Origin of the sequence: Chryseobacterium sp. 7 (genome assembly GCF_003663845.1) — a bacterium.
Taxonomy (GTDB): Bacteria; Bacteroidota; Bacteroidia; order Flavobacteriales; family Weeksellaceae; genus Chryseobacterium.
Window position 1 is genome coordinate 4,062,044 of the sequence record NZ_RCCA01000001.1, and the last position, 15,633, is coordinate 4,077,676.

The 15,633-nt window shown below is 39.0% G+C and carries 9 protein-coding genes; 4 read left to right on the top strand and 5 right to left on the bottom strand.

What is annotated here, in order from left to right; all coding sequences use genetic code 11:
• Positions 1-54 precede the first annotated feature (54 nt).
• The 3 genes from hutG to hutI are packed head-to-tail and all read right to left on the bottom strand — an operon-like array spanning position 55 to position 2,617.
• Positions 55-969, bottom strand: a complete 915-nt coding sequence (gene hutG / locus CLU97_RS18685) for a formimidoylglutamase (RefSeq protein WP_121489266.1) — start codon at positions 967-969, stop codon at positions 55-57.
• 8 nt (positions 970-977) lie between these two features.
• On the bottom strand, positions 978-1,379 hold the full coding sequence (locus tag CLU97_RS18690; protein ID WP_121489267.1) for a hypothetical protein: 402 nt from the start codon (positions 1,377-1,379) through the stop codon (positions 978-980).
• Positions 1,380-1,393: 14 nt separating this feature from the next.
• Positions 1,394-2,617 carry an imidazolonepropionase gene (hutI, locus tag CLU97_RS18695; RefSeq protein ID WP_121489268.1) on the bottom strand — a complete coding sequence of 408 codons (1,224 nt, stop codon included), beginning with the start codon at positions 2,615-2,617 and terminating at the stop codon, positions 1,394-1,396.
• Between the two features lie 261 nt (positions 2,618-2,878).
• Here hutI and ruvB point away from each other — a divergent pair, with 261 nt between their 5' ends.
• Genes ruvB through coaE form a run of 4 tightly spaced genes read left to right on the top strand, consistent with a single transcriptional unit; the run spans position 2,879 to position 6,085 of the window.
• A complete protein-coding gene (ruvB, locus tag CLU97_RS18700; protein WP_047425136.1) occupies positions 2,879-3,901 on the top strand; it encodes a Holliday junction branch migration DNA helicase RuvB in 1,023 nt (340 codons plus the stop codon).
• 53 nt (positions 3,902-3,954) lie between these two features.
• Positions 3,955-4,566: an FMN-binding negative transcriptional regulator gene (locus CLU97_RS18705; RefSeq protein WP_121489269.1), complete on the top strand. Its 612-nt coding sequence runs from the start codon at positions 3,955-3,957 to the stop codon at positions 4,564-4,566.
• A 13-nt stretch (positions 4,567-4,579) separates the two neighbouring features.
• The gene (locus tag CLU97_RS18710; RefSeq protein ID WP_121489270.1) at positions 4,580-5,446 is read left to right on the top strand and encodes an MBL fold metallo-hydrolase; all 867 of its coding nucleotides are present in this window, start codon (positions 4,580-4,582) and stop codon (positions 5,444-5,446) included.
• A 9-nt stretch (positions 5,447-5,455) separates the two neighbouring features.
• Entirely contained in the window at positions 5,456-6,085 is a 630-nt protein-coding gene (coaE, locus tag CLU97_RS18715) for a dephospho-CoA kinase (protein ID WP_121489271.1), read from the top strand.
• Between the two features lie 137 nt (positions 6,086-6,222).
• Here the strand turns inward: coaE and CLU97_RS18720 are convergent, their stop codons facing one another.
• Both CLU97_RS18720 and CLU97_RS18725 read right to left on the bottom strand, forming a co-directional pair.
• On the bottom strand, positions 6,223-10,902 hold the full coding sequence (locus CLU97_RS18720; protein ID WP_121489272.1) for a GEVED domain-containing protein: 4,680 nt from the start codon (positions 10,900-10,902) through the stop codon (positions 6,223-6,225).
• 231 nt (positions 10,903-11,133) lie between these two features.
• The gene (locus CLU97_RS18725) at positions 11,134-15,567 is read right to left on the bottom strand and encodes a GEVED domain-containing protein (RefSeq protein ID WP_183084613.1); all 4,434 of its coding nucleotides are present in this window, start codon (positions 15,565-15,567) and stop codon (positions 11,134-11,136) included.
• Positions 15,568-15,633 lie beyond the last annotated feature (66 nt).

The window sequence follows — 15,633 nt, forward strand, 5'->3', positions numbered from 1 at the left end:
CCTTAAGGGTTAATAAAATAATGATTTTCTCTATCGGAAGAATATAAATTTCTCTTACATCATTAGCCATTCATTTACAAGACATGCTGCCAGTCTTGCGGTTCTGTCCTGAATATCGAAAGAAGGGTTAACTTCCGCTACATCCAGCGCCACCAATTTTTTATTTTTTAAGATATGCCTGTAAAAATGCATAAACGCAGCATCTGCAAAGATACCATTATAAGCAGCAGCCGAAACTCCGGGAGCTATTGATGCATTAAAGACGTCCATACAAATGGTTAGATAGGCATAATCTACATTGTCAAGCAATTCATCAATACGCTGATAGATAGAGGTGAGATTTTCAAAAAATAATTCGTCTGCCAGGATATATTTCATCCCATACTGATGAGCTGTATCAAAAAGCTTCAACGTATTGGAGTTTCTCTGAATTCCGATATGCAAAGAATTAATGGGACCCTCCTGGGCAATCTGCCAGAATCCGGTTCCTGAGCTTGGCCCTACTCCTTTTTCCGGCTGTCGGTTATCAAAATGGGCATCAATATTAATAATTCCTATTTTTTGCTCCGGAAACGCTGTTTTAACGCCTAAATAATGAGCATAGGTAACTTCATGTCCTCCGCCCAAAACAAGAGATTTCCCTCCTTTTAAAAGGACTTTTGAGACATTTTTGGCAAGATTATTCTGAGTGTTTTCCAGGTTGCCGTCTTCACAGGTAACATTCCCAAAATCCAGCATTGAAAAATCCGGAAGAATCACCGGGAAATTAGACATGTTTTTCCTGATCACATCCGGGGCATCTTTTGCTCCCTGACGACCTTTATTTCTTCTTACGCCCTCATCCACAGCAAAACCATGCAACGCAAAATCTCCTGTAGAAATAGTGTCGTAATTATGTTCTTCTTTTACTCTTTGAAATAATCTGTGATAGAGAAGTTCTTCTCCGTCTAATCTGCCTTGCCAAATCATAATCTAAATTATTCTCTAAACCTTCCTCTGATGGTAGGTATAAATGTTCTGAAAAATAAAACAATAAACAGTAATAAAGCACCACCGAATTTAAATTGCATGCTTCTATTTTCTTTGCTAAAATAAAAAGTCACAACGCCTAAACCAACAATAGCGATTAAATAAAAGGTAGAATAAAGATATCCTCCTCTATTTTCATACTTAAATTCTCCTCCATTTGCAGCAAACATTTCATCCAGCATATTATTGGCTGTAGCTTTATCCACTTTTCTAATATCTGAAGTCAAATTCTTCATGATAAAGTCTTTTTTCGTGCCTGCTTTTACAGCATTTAATGCATAATCAACATTTTTTTCTGCAATACCAAGAGAGACATATTTATCTTTAATCTCTTCTAATTTAATTTTCATAGTTATGTTTTGTATTACTTTTTATTTCCGTCAATATAAATAGATTCCGCACTTAGGCTTCCCTGATTATACAGTACATTCTGGAAATTATTAGTTTTGAAAGTGACAAAATCTGCTTTTTTTCCGGCTTCCAATTGCCCTCTATCTTCAAAATTCAATGCATAAGCTGCACGGAAGGTCATTCCTGCCAATACCTCGGCTGTAGTAAGCTTCTGGAAAGTGGCTAAAATAGATGCCTGGGTAATTAAATTTCCCATGGGTGCAGAACCGGGATTCCAGTCACTTGCAATGGCTACAATAGCGCCTGCATCTAATAATTTTCTTGCCGGAGTAAATTTCTCACCCAATCCTAAACTTGCTCCCGGAAGTGCTGTTGCCACCGTATCGGATTCTGCCAGAAACTGAATATCCTCATCTATTGTCGCTTCCAAATGATCTGCAGACTTCGCTCCCACTTCCACTGCAATTCTTGAGCTTCCAGGCGTAAACTGATCTGCATGAACTGTGATCTCAAAACCTAAATCTTTCGCTTTAAGCAAAAATTCCTTACTTTCTTCAGGCTGAAATGCGGATTTTTCAATAAAAATATCTACTCTATTGGCCAATTCTTCTTCTTTTACTTTCGGTAAAATTTCTGTGATAATATATTCCAGATATTCGGGATTGCTTCCTTCAAAATCTCTTGGTTTTAAATGGGCTGAAAGACAGGTAGGAACTAAAGTTGCCTTAGTTTCGTTCTGTGCCTTTTTTATAATTCTAAGCATTTTCAGTTCATTTTCTACATCCAGACCGTAACCGCTTTTTACTTCAATGGTGGTAATTCCCAAATCAACCAAAAAGTTGATTCTTTCAACAAGAGTTTTCAATAACTCTTCTTCAGAAGCATTTCTTGTATGTTGTACGGAACTCCAGATTCCACCGCCGCTTTCTGCAATTTCCAGATAGGTTTTCCCCGCATTACGCATGGCAAAATCATTGGCACGGTTTCCTCCGAAGCAGATATGGGTATGTGAATCTATAAAAGCAGGAAGAACAATCTGTTCTCCTTCAATCTGTTCAATTTCTATGCTGGGATTTTCTGTTCTTAATGTTTCAAAATGTCCAACTTTCTGAATGGTATTCTGATCTACTACAATTCCTCCGTCTACAATAATTTCCAGTTGTTCATCGGAAAGTTTTCCTCTTAATGGTAAGTTAGCAAGCGTTACCACTTGCTTAAATGGTCCTATTAATTTCATTTATTTAAAGTTAGTCGTAATATTTAGATTCATGCTGATTGATTCTTCTTTCAACACTTGTTTTCTAAACATTCAAAATTTTATTAATTTTTATTAATAATTTCTCCTCTCAAAAATACTTAAAATATCCCAATTATTTAAATCTTAGCTGTTCTCATTTTCAACCTTGCCTTAAACCTCTGTATCAATCTTAACGTTTTCTCAATCTGCCCTTCAACCTTACTCGAAATTTGCTATCTTTGAAGTAAATGAAATGAATTAATGCCAGATTTTTTACATCCAGATAAGGAAAACTACTCACGAGAGGAGCTGATGCAGGAAGAACAGATCCGTCCCCAGAGCTTTAAAGATTTTGCGGGACAGAGAAAGACGCTGGAGAACCTTGAGGTTTTTGTTACCGCTGCTAAAAGACGTGGCGGAGCGCTAGATCATGTTTTATTACATGGTCCTCCGGGATTGGGTAAAACAACGTTAGCCAATATTATCGCGAATGAGCTTGGAGTAAACTGTAAGATTACTTCAGGTCCTGTACTGGACAAACCTGGAAGTTTAGCTGGTTTATTGACTAATCTGGAAGAAAATGACGTTCTTTTCATTGATGAAATTCACCGTCTTTCTCCTGTAGTAGAGGAATATCTGTATTCAGCGATGGAAGATTATAAGATTGATATTATGCTGGAGACAGGTCCCAATGCCAGAAGTGTACAAATTGGACTGAATCCTTTTACATTGGTAGGTGCTACTACAAGAAGTGGTATGCTTACAAAGCCAATGCTTGCACGATTTGGGATTCAAAGCAGGCTGGAATACTACTCTATTGAGCTTTTGTCAACAATTATTCAGAGAAGTGCAAGGGTTTTAGGAGTGGTTATTTATGAAGATGCTGCCATTGAAATTGCAAGAAGAAGCCGTGGAACGCCTAGGATTGCGAATGCATTATTAAGAAGAGTACGTGATTTCGCGGAGATCAAAGGGAATGGTGAAATTGAGATCAATATTACCAAATACGCATTAAATTCTCTGAATGTAGATGAATTCGGGCTGGATGAAATGGACAATAAGATCATGCGTGTCATGATTGAAAATTTTAAAGGAAAGCCGGTAGGTATTTCTGCTTTGGCAACTTCCATTGCCGAAAATCCGGAAACTCTGGAAGAAGTTTATGAACCCTTTTTGATCCAGGAAGGATTTATTATCAGAACTCCGAGAGGAAGAGAAGTTACCGACAAGGCTTACAAACATTTAAATATTACAAGACCTAAAAATCCGGGAGAGCTATTTTAATTCAAAGTTTTGAATTCTAGGTTTAAGGTTAATAAGAATTTATTTTAGTTTATATGTTTATACCGAAATTATACAGAAGTGAAGATTTTGATGTGATGAGAAATATCATCAAGGAAAATTCTTTTGCATTACTGATCTCTTCTGTTGATAAGATAAGAGCCACTCATTCTATGATGATGCTCAATGAAGATGATCCTGAAAATATTTATGTTGAAACTCATATTTCAAGGGCCAATCCGCAGGCTAAAACCTTAAAAAACGGTGATGAAGTTCTTTGTGATTTTTTAGGTGCTCATACTTATATATCCAGCAGCTGGTATGATCATATTAATGTTTCCACCTGGAATTATGAAGCGGTACAAATCCATGGAAAAGTTGAATTAATGAACCACGATGAACTGTATGCCCATTTGGATAAATTAACATCCAAATACGAAAGTTTTCAGCAATGCCCGATGATGGTAAAAGATATGGGAAAGGAATTTGTAGAAAAGGAAATGAAGGGAGCTTTTGGGATTAAAATCATTCCAACTGAAATATTCATCAAACAAAAACTTTCTCAGAACAGAAAAGAGCATGATTTCAACAATATCATTACTCAGCTTGAACAAGCTGATGATAACGCAAGAAAAATTGCAGAGAAAATGAAAGCAATAAAAAAATAATCAAAATAGACATATGAAGTTATATCCAATACAATGTGGAAAATTTAAACTGGACGGCGGTGCTATGTTCGGAGTCGTCCCAAAGAGTCTGTGGGAAAAAACGAACCCTGCAGACGAAAAAAACCTGATCGAGCTGGGAACCCGTTCCCTGCTTATTGAAGACGGAAAAAAACTGATCCTGGTAGACTGCGGTCTTGGTAACAAACAGGATGATAAATTTTTCGGACACTATTCTCTTTGGGGAGATGATACTCTTGATAAAAATCTTAAAAAATACGGTTTTATAAAGGAAGATATTACGGATGTATTCCTTACTCATCTTCACTTTGATCACTGTGGGGGTGCTATTGAATGGAATGACGACAGAACGGGGTACAGACCTGCCTTCAAAAATGCCAGCTTCTGGACTAATGAAAACCACTGGCAATGGGCAACAGAACCTAATGCAAGAGAAAAAGCAAGCTTCCTGAAGGAAAATATTATGCCGATGCAGGAAAGTGGCCAGCTTAACTTTTTACCTCTTCCGACAACCGGAAACTACGGTTTTGCTCCGGATCTGAAAATGGATGTGATCTTTGTAGACGGCCACACAGAAAAGCAGATGCTTCCGGTAATCCAATACCAGGAAAAAACTATTGTTTTTGCTGCGGATCTTATTCCTACGGCAGGACACATCAACCCGGTATATGTAATGGGATATGATACCAGACCTCTTTTAACAATGGAAGAGAAAGGAAAGTTCCTGAAGCAGTGTGTAGACAATGAATATTTACTGTTCTTTGAACATGATGCTCACAATGAACTGGCAAGTCTTAAAATGACCGAAAAAGGAGTAAGACTTGATGAGACGTTTAGCTTTAATGATGTTTTTGGATATTAATTTTAAATCATGGAAGAATTATATTCAGAAACACAACAGGCGGAACCGGAACCAGCACCCAAGATTATAGGCTTAACAGGCGGAATAGGCTCAGGAAAAACTACAGTAGCCCGTTTTATAGAGGAATTCGGTTTTCCGGTTTATTATTCCGATGACAGAGCTAAAGCAATCGTTAATGAAAGCGAAGAGCTGAAAATAAAAATCAAAGAACTTCTGGGTGAAGATTCTTATGATGAAAACGGATTGTATGACAGAAAATTTGTTGCCGATAAAGTTTTTAATAACAGAGATTTGCTTCAGCATTTAAATGAAATCATACATCCTGCGGTAAAGATTGATTTTGAAAATTGGGTAAAGAAACAAAGCAAATATTTAGTTTTTAAAGAAACAGCTTTATTGTTTGAACTCAAACTCAACAGACAATGTTATAAATCTCTTTTGGTGACAGCTGAGGACAATATCAGAATTAAAAGAGTAATGGACAGAGATAACAAAACCTACCGCGAGGTAGAGACTGTCATGGAAAAGCAAATGCCTGAAAGGGACAAAATTAAAATGGCAGACTGCATCATCTATAACAATACCAATCTGGAAGAATTAAAAGAACAGACTGAAAAAGTAATTTTCAGTATTGAATAAATAAAAACTCGTTAGAAACTTTTCTAACGAGTTTTTTTCGGCTAAAAAATAATTTCTGAGGATTATCTTTCCAAGGTATTATAAAAAAATAAGCCTCCAATGATGGAGGCTTATTCTATTTTGAAATTTAAACGTATCTATTCTTTGATAAATTTCTTCTGAACAGTGTTACCGTTATCTTCAATATCGATCACATAAATACCGTTGATCAATTTGCTTACATTGATCTGGTTGTTCAGTAAGATACCATTGGCGATTACCTGTCCTGCTGCATTGTAGATCGTATATTTAGCTCTCTTGCTGATATTCTTCACAAACAATACTGAACTTACAGGGTTAGGATAAATCATGATACTTGTCTGGTCAATCGGGTTAGCAGTGATTGGTTTAGAGATTCTTACCGTGTAATCCTCTACTTCTCCATTCTTGAAGTCAGCACAGTTTACAGGGATACCATCTCTTGACATTGCTACTCTCATTACTACATACTTATAGTCTGTCATACTTACAAAGGCATCTGCCGGTACATTGAACTTTCCTGATACAGGACTGTTTGAATTTGGTGAAGAAGTAAATACTCTTTCGTTGATATCAAATTCCCCGTTTCTGTTGAAGTCAATCCAAACAGCAATTCCTTCGTTGTAAGTAGTTCCTGTCCATTTCTTCTCAATGATAATCTCATTGTCTGTTGAACCCTGGATCATTTCGATGAATGTTTTAGGGACTCCTGTATAATCTGTATACGTAGAAGCGCCCGATTCATTCTCCATTGTTTTCTTACCAGTTGGCTTCACCGTAACTTTAGAAATATGCTCGCCTGTAGAATTTTCACCTTTCATCTTACAGTAGATTACTGTCGGTGTTGTGAAGTAATATGGAGGCGTATAATTTCCTGGGGTACCGTTACAGATATTTACTACCTGCATTTCATATTTTGTTAATTCAGTAAGACCTGTCAATACTAAGTTATTTACGATTGATGGTACTTCTGTCCAGCTTGGAATACCTACTTTTCTATATCTGAGAACGTAAGTTGCTCCCGGGAACGGATCCCACTGGATAGCCGCTGATGTAGGAAGCAATTGAGTAATTGTTAATCCCGGAGGCGGAATTTCGCATATTCTTTCTGTGGTAAATACTTTAGGGTTAGAATATGGATTCAATGTTGTTTCACCATTACACTGGTTAGCAATCTGAACTTCATACGTTGTATATGGCTCTAAAGCTGTTACACTTCCTAATACATAAGTGTTGGCAGGCGCTGCCGGTAAACTTATGATATTCCATGTGGTAGTTCCTACTTTTCTCCATCTCATTGTGTACGTAGAGCTTGCTGCAAGCGGTGCCCATGTAATCAGTGCGGTTGTTGGAGTAATATTACTTACCATCACATTTGGAGGGGTAGGATCACATCTTGTTGTGAATGTTTTAATTGGTGTTGCCGTTCCTACAATGTCACCACAAATAGCTGCTACTTCTACTTCATAAGTGGTAGCCGGGGTCAATCCATTAATTACCAATGGAAGGTTTCCTAGTAACGTAGAAGCATATACTTCCGTCCAAGCTGTTGTACCCTGAACTCTGTATCTCACCACATAGCTTACGCCTGCCCCTGTAATGGTTACAGTAGCTGATGTATGGGTAGTAGTAAATGTAGGGGCATTTGGTGTTGCATTACTACAAGGTCTTATTTTTACTCTGTAGTCTTCCACTTCTCCATCTACCGCATTCTGACACATAATCGGAGCACTTGTACGCTTCACTACAACTCTCATGGTAGTGGTTAATGGTCCTGTGTAAGCAGTTGAAGGAACAGCAAAAGTAGCAGTAACAGGAGTTGTGGTGTTCGCAGGAGAAATTAAAATTCTCTCAGCATCCGTAAACTGTCCGTTTCTGTCAAAGTCAATCCAGGCTGTTACAGCATCATTTCCTGTGGCTCCAGTCCAGCCTTTTGATACGGAGATTTTATTATTTTGAGAATTGACATCTAAAGTAATAAGTGTCTCAGGCGTAGTATAACTGATATAGTTAGTCTGTACTGAAGTATTATTCATTACCGGAACTCCAAGGTTCGAAGAGGTAACTGTCACATTCGAAATATGGTCATTGGTTCCGGAACCAGTCATTTGGCAGTAAGCCAATGGCGGTGTAGTAAATGCTACTGATGCTGAGTAAGCTCCCGTAGAACCTCCACATGTTGTAGAAACCTGAACTTCATAATTCGTCTGCTCTGTAAGACCTGTAATTCCATAGAAGTTCTGGCCTGCAGGAATTGTAGCAGTCTGCCAAGCTCCACTTGGTGCCACTCTCCATCTTACAGTATAAGTGGCTCCAACAGTAGAAATCCATGATACAGTTGCATTAGTTGCAGAGATATTATTTACGGTAATACCTGTTGGAGGAGCTGTAGAACAAGGCTGAGAATCTACAAATCTTACCGGATAATCTTCCACTTCACCTTGTGTAAATGTTCCACAAGGAGTATTTGTACTACTTGTACTCATTACCACACGCATACGTGTTGGCTGAGTTCCTGTATATACATTTCCACTTGCAATGGTAGGAACAGGGAAAGTAGCTGTTACAGGAGTAGTTGTACTCGCGGTAGTATTCAGAACTCTCTCACTGGTTTCAAATGTTCCGTTTCTGTTAAAGTCAATCCAAGCTGAGATTCCGTAAGAGCTGCTGGAACCTGGCCAGTATTTGTTTACAGAAATTTTATTGGTATTTCCTGAACCTCTTTCCAGGATAATCATTTTCGTAGGATCTGTTGTATAATCCTTGTAACCATCCGATCCCGAATTGTTAAACATGATAGGCGCATTCGTAGGAGTAACAGTTACATTATTAATATATCCGCTTGTTCCAGTATTCCCTGTAGGGTTAGCTGTACAGTAAGTTAATGGCGGAGTTGTAAATGTTACACTTGGTGAAAACGCTCCTGTAGTGCCTCCACAAATAGTAGCCATCTGAACTTCATAAGCTGTCTGATCTACTAAATTACTTAATAACTGGCTGCTTGTAAGCGGAGTTGTAATATTAATGGTAGTCCATGTAGCATCAGTTACTTTTTTGTATCTCAAAATATATGTTGCTCCTATTGCAGGAATCCATGATACAAGCGCTGTACTTGCTGTAAGGTTTGAAACCGCAATATTACTTGGCGGTGCAGCAGAACATGGCTGTAAAGCAATAACACTTAATGTAAAGTCCACATAGTTACCATAAGCAGCAGGCCCACATGGAGTAATGCTTCCTAACCAGGATGTTCCCATTCTTACTCTGTAATTACCAGGAGCCTGTCCTGCCGCGATTGGGATTGTTCCGGTAGCTGTTGCCGCATAAGTGGTGGTAGCAAGGATAGTTTCTCCAGGCCCGGTGAAACTCATATCATTATTCCAGTCAACCCAAATATAATGATAGTAAGTACTAGTTCCTGACGTAGCCAGATTAACAGTAACAGAAGTACTAGGAATTGCAGAAAACACAGTAGCTGAGTTATTTACATATGCCGCATAGCTGTTTGCTGTATAATTCAAGTTGGAAATACCTCCTGTTGTTGTAATATTATTCAGGTAATATGAAGTACTTGAAGTACCTCCTGTAGGTATACAATATCCTGTATAGAAAGAAAGAGGTCCTTTCCATGCACTTTGATCTGTTGCGCTACATCTTGCTCTTACCCATGCATAATATGTTGTGTTAGGAGTAAGTGGAGAAAGTGTTGCAGTAGTTCCGGATGGAACGTTTTGTGACGGTACAGTCGCTCCTGTTGGAGCTGTGTTACTTGTACTGTAATAAATATCATACCCTCCTGCAGGTACGTATCCAAAAGCCGTCCAGTTTAAGACTGCACTGGTAGGTGTTATTGTTCCTGTGGATAAAGTTCCCGTTGTAGGCATTGGCGGACAGGTTGGAGGTGTAGTAATAGTTACGGGTCCAGACCATGTACTTTGGTCTGTAGCACTACATTTTGCTCTCACCCACGCATAGTACGTAGTGTTAGGCACTAACGGTGAAAGAGTTGCTGTAGTTCCGGAAGGAACGTTTTGTGACGGTACCGTTGCTGCTGTTGGAGCAGTGTTTGTGGTACTGTAATAAATATCATATCCACCCGCAGGCACAGATGAATACGCTGTCCAGTTCAATACTGCACTCGTAGGTGTTATTGTTCCTGTGGATAAAGTTCCGCCTGGAGGCATTGGTAAACATGTAGGTGCTGTACCAAAAGTTAATCGAACATTAGGTCTGTTCGCACTTATTGTTCCATTCCCTGTAGGAGCAGTTGTGTCTGCTTCAAAATACATGTGACCTGCTGTTGCAGTACTATATTTAAAGCCTGCGCCAGCAGTTCCGGAACCTCCTCCGGATCCTCCATAATTGGTTTCAACTAAAACCATTAGGTTATCCGTTCCATTGTAGGTGTATGGAAGCTGTAATTGAAGTGTATTCCACCCTACTGCAAGGCTGGTTACATTCGCGCTATATACTAAAGTGGCTCCAGTAGTTACCGTATTCCAGCTTTGAGCCGTAATGGCTGTAGTAGTGGATGGCACGGATTTTAAATAAACTTTTACCGGGAAGGTAATATTCATGGTTGCGGTAGCCTCCCATCCTACGGATAAGATACTGCCTCCACCAGGAGTGTTTATTTCTGCAGCAGTATATAGCGATGCAGATCTCTGAAACCCATAATAGGGTGTCAAAGGATATCGCTGCGTACTGGTTCCTGTTCCAATGGTTACGACCTGGGCATGTAATGAGAGCCCAAAGATCAAACCGAGAAACAGAATTAAAGAAGTAAAGAGTTTCTTCATAATGTTTTGGTTAGATATATATGTTAATCTTTACAAAATTAATCATATTTTTATCAATAACCAATTAGATTAAGTAAATCATTATCATAAATGAATAAAAGAATAACTCAAATAAATTATCTCCATTTTAAAACCCCAATTTTATGGAATTTCTCAAAAAAAATCGGGTATTTTTACAAAAAATAAGCCTCCATTTCTGGAGGCTTATTCTATTTTGAAATTTAAACGTATCTATTCTTTGATAAATTTCTTCTGAACAGTGTTACCGTTATCTTCAATATCGATCACATAAATACCGTTGATCAATTTGCTTACATTGATCTGGTTGTTCAGTAAGATACCATTGGCGATTACCTGTCCTGCTGCATTGTAGATCGTATATTTAGCTCTCTTGCTGATATTCTTCACAAACAATACTGAACTTACAGGGTTAGGATAAATCATGATACTTGTCTGGTCAATCGGGTTAGCAGTGATTGGTTTAGAGATTCTTACCGTGTAATCCTCTACTTCTCCGTTCTTGAAGTCGGCACAGTTTACTGGAATTCCGTCTCTTGACATTGCTACTCTCATTACTACATACTTATAGTCTGTCATACTTACAAAGGCATCTGCCGGTACATTGAACTTTCCTGATACAGGACTGTTTGAATTTGGTGAAGAAGTAAATACTCTTTCGTTGATATCAAATTCCCCGTTTCTGTTGAAGTCAATCCAAACAGCAATTCCTTCGTTGTAAGTAGTTCCTGTCCATTTCTTCTCAATGATAATCTCATTGTCTGTTGAACCCTGGATCATTTCGATGAATGTTTTAGGGACTCCTGTATAATCTGTATACGTAGAAGCGCCCGATTCATTCTCCATTGTTTTCTTACCAGTTGGCTTCACCGTAACTTTAGAAATATGCTCGCCTGTAGAATTTTCACCTTTCATCTTACAGTAGATTACTGTCGGTGTTGTGAAGTAATATGGAGGCGTATAATTTCCTGGGGTACCGTTACAGATATTTACTACCTGCATTTCATATTTTGTTAATTCAGTAAGACCTGTCAATACTAAGTTATTTACGATTGATGGTACTTCTGTCCAGCTTGGAATACCTACTTTTCTATATCTGAGAACGTAAGTTGCTCCCGGGAACGGATCCCACTGGATAGCCGCTGATGTAGGAAGCAATTGAGTAATTGTTAATCCCGGAGGCGGAATTTCGCATATTCTTTCTGTGGTAAATACTTTAGGGTTAGAATATGGATTCAATGTTGTTTCACCATTACACTGGTTAGCAATCTGAACTTCATACGTTGTATATGGCTCTAAAGCTGTTACACTTCCTAATACATAAGTGTTGGCAGGCGCTGCCGGTAAACTTATGATATTCCATGTGGTAGTTCCTACTTTTCTCCATCTCATTGTGTACGTAGAGCTTGCTGCAAGCGGTGCCCATGTAATCAGTGCGGTTGTTGGAGTAATATTACTTACCATCACATTTGGAGGGGTAGGATCACATCTTGTTGTGAATGTTTTAATTGGTGTTGCCGTTCCTACAATGTCACCACAAATAGCTGCTACTTCTACTTCATAAGTGGTAGCCGGGGTCAATCCATTAATTACCAATGGAAGGTTTCCTAGTAACGTAGAAGCATATACTTCCGTCCAAGCTGTTGTACCCTGAACTCTGTATCTCACCACATAGCTTACGCCTGCCCCTGTAATGGTTACAGTAGCTGATGTATGGGTAGTAGTAAATGTAGGGGCATTTGGTGTTGCATTACTACAAGGTCTTATTTTTACTCTGTAGTCTTCTACCTCTCCGTCAATTGCATTCTGACAAATAACAGGAGCACTTGTACGCTTCACTACAACTCTCATGGTAGTGGTTAATGGTCCTGTGTAAGCAGTTGAAGGAACTGCAAAAGTAGCAGTAACTGGAGTTGTGGTGTTGGCAGGAGAAATTAAAATTCTCTCAGCATCCGTAAACTGTCCGTTTCTGTCAAAGTCAATCCAGGCTGTTACAGCATCATTTCCTGTGGCTCCAGTCCAGCCTTTTGATACGGAGATTTTATTATTTTGAGAATTGACATCTAAAGTAATAAGTGTCTCAGGCGTAGTATAACTGATATAGTTAGTCTGTACTGAAGTATTATTCATTACCGGAACTCCAAGGTTCGAAGAGGTAACTGTCACATTTGAAATATGGTCATTGGTTCCGGTACCTGTCATTGGACAATAAGACAATGGCGGTGTAGTAAATGCTACTGATGCTGAGTAAGCTCCCGTAGAACCTCCACATGTTGTAGAAACCTGAACTTCATAATTCGTCTGTTCTGTAAGACCTGTAATTCCATAGAAGTTCTGGCCTGCAGGAACTGTAGCAGTCTGCCAGGCTCCACTTGGTGCCACTCTCCATCTTACGGTATAAGTAGCTCCAACAGTAGAAACCCATGATACAGTAGCTGTAGTTGCAGCAACGTTGTTCACCACAATATTTGTTGGAGGAGCTGTAGAACAAGGCTGAGAATCTACAAATTTAACTGCATAATCCTCTACTTCTCCCTGTGTAAATGTTCCACACGCATTAGCATTGTCGTAATATCTCATTACTACACGCATACGTGTTGGAAGAGTTCCTGTATAAACATTTCCACTTGCCACTGTAGGTACAGCAAAAGTAGCTGTTACAGGAGTGGTTGTGCTATATGTGCTATTAAGAATTTTCTCGCTGGTTTCAAATGTTCCGTTTCTGTTAAAATCTACCCATGCCGAAACTCCATAAGATACAGGAGTACCTGACCAGTATTTGTTCACAGAAATTTTATTATTTGCAGAACCTCTTTCAAAGATAACTACTCTTGTAGGGTCTGGTGTATAATCTTTATAATTGTCTGACCCGGAATTACTCAACATAATAGGAGTATTTGTAGGCGTAACAGTTACATTATTAATATATCCGCTGGTAGCCGTATTGCTTGATGGACCTGCCGTACAATACGTAAGAGGCGGAGTTGAAAAGTTCACACTTGGTGAGAACGCTCCTGTAGTACCTCCGCAGACAGTAGCTACCTGAACCTCATAAGCAGTCTGTTCTAATAACCCTGTAAGTAATTGATTACTTACCAAAGGTGTATTTACAGTAATCTGCTGCCAGGTACCAGAAGGTGAAACTCTATATCTTACAATATAAGTAGCTCCTGTAGTTGACGTCCAAGTAACGTTAGCTGAAGAAGGAGTTACATTATTTACAGTAATGTTAGAAGGTGGAGCTGTAGTACATGCTGATAAATCTATAAGTTTTACCGCATAATCTTCAGTCTCTCCGTAAGAATAAGTACCACAAGCATTAATTGGGCTATACTCATTCATTACCACACGCATTTTGGTAGTCAGGTTTCCTGTATATACGTTTCCACTTGCTGTAGTAGGTACAGTAAATGTTGCTGTAACCGGAGTTGTTGTATTACTTGGTGACGTTAATACTCTTTCGGAAGCCTCGAAAACACCATTACGGTTATAATCAATCCAAACTCCTGTTAAGAAGCTATACTGATAATCCGGCCATACTTTTGATACAGAAACAGTAGCTGAACCACCTCTTACCAAAGTAACCAATCTTGTAGGATCTGTACTATAGTCTGTATAACCACTTTGACCAGAGTTACTCATCATGGAAGGCGCTCCCTGTGCATTCACTGCAACCTGGCCAATATATCCATCAATATAAGTACTTGTAGCGGCAGAAGCACAATAGCTTAATGCCGGAGTTGTAAAGTTCACACTCGGAGAGAAGGTTCCTGTAGAGCCTCCACAAACAGTAGCTACCTGAACTTCGTATGCCGTCTGCTCCGTTAATCCGTTAATAATCTGGTTTCCGACTAAAGGAGTTGTGACATTAATTGTTGTCCACGGTCCTCCGGATAAAAGTCTGTATCTTACAACATACGTAGCACCTGCAGACAGATACCAGCCTACATTAGCTGAAGTTGTTGTAAGGTTTGAAACTGTAATGTTAGTAGGAGGTGCTGCTGAACAAGCCGGCAGTGCATGACTTTCAAACTGTACACGAGGGATATCTGCAAGTCTGTCCTTTGCTGTTGGTGGTGCAGCCGGATCCGGATTTGTAGTATCTTCGTAATAAATCATACCTCTATTTGCTCCTGCATTATAAGATCCCCAAGCCGTACCTGGTGAAGATGCGTAGCCTGGAGTTTTTTCATTTACAGCAACCACAAGATTGTCTGTTCCATTCCATAAAAATGGCGTAGCCAATTGAAGAGTAACCCAGTTTCCATTGGTTAAAGTAGGCAAAGTCCCGGCATACACCTGAGTTAATGCACTTAATGGAATCCAGTTTGTAAGGGAGGCAAAGTTATTCTGGGTGGTGTTTCCCATGTATACTACCCAATCCTTATACACATCCTGAGAGGTTGCAACGGTGGTAGAATAAAACCTTATTGCCGTGATATAGGTCGACGTACCAATAGCCGTCGAAACTTCCGATGCAGTATAAATCTGCTGGGAATAACTATACCCATAATAGGAACGTATAGGGAGATACACTGAGGTACCCGTTCCGGTCCCGATCTGACCTGCCTGAGCCGAGACTTTGGATACAAAGCCTGTACAAATCAAACAGAGAAACAGAATTAAAGAGGTAAAGAGTTTCTTCATAATGTTTTTCATTATAATATTAATCAGACAAATCTAATCATTTTTTATTATTAATTTATAGGTACA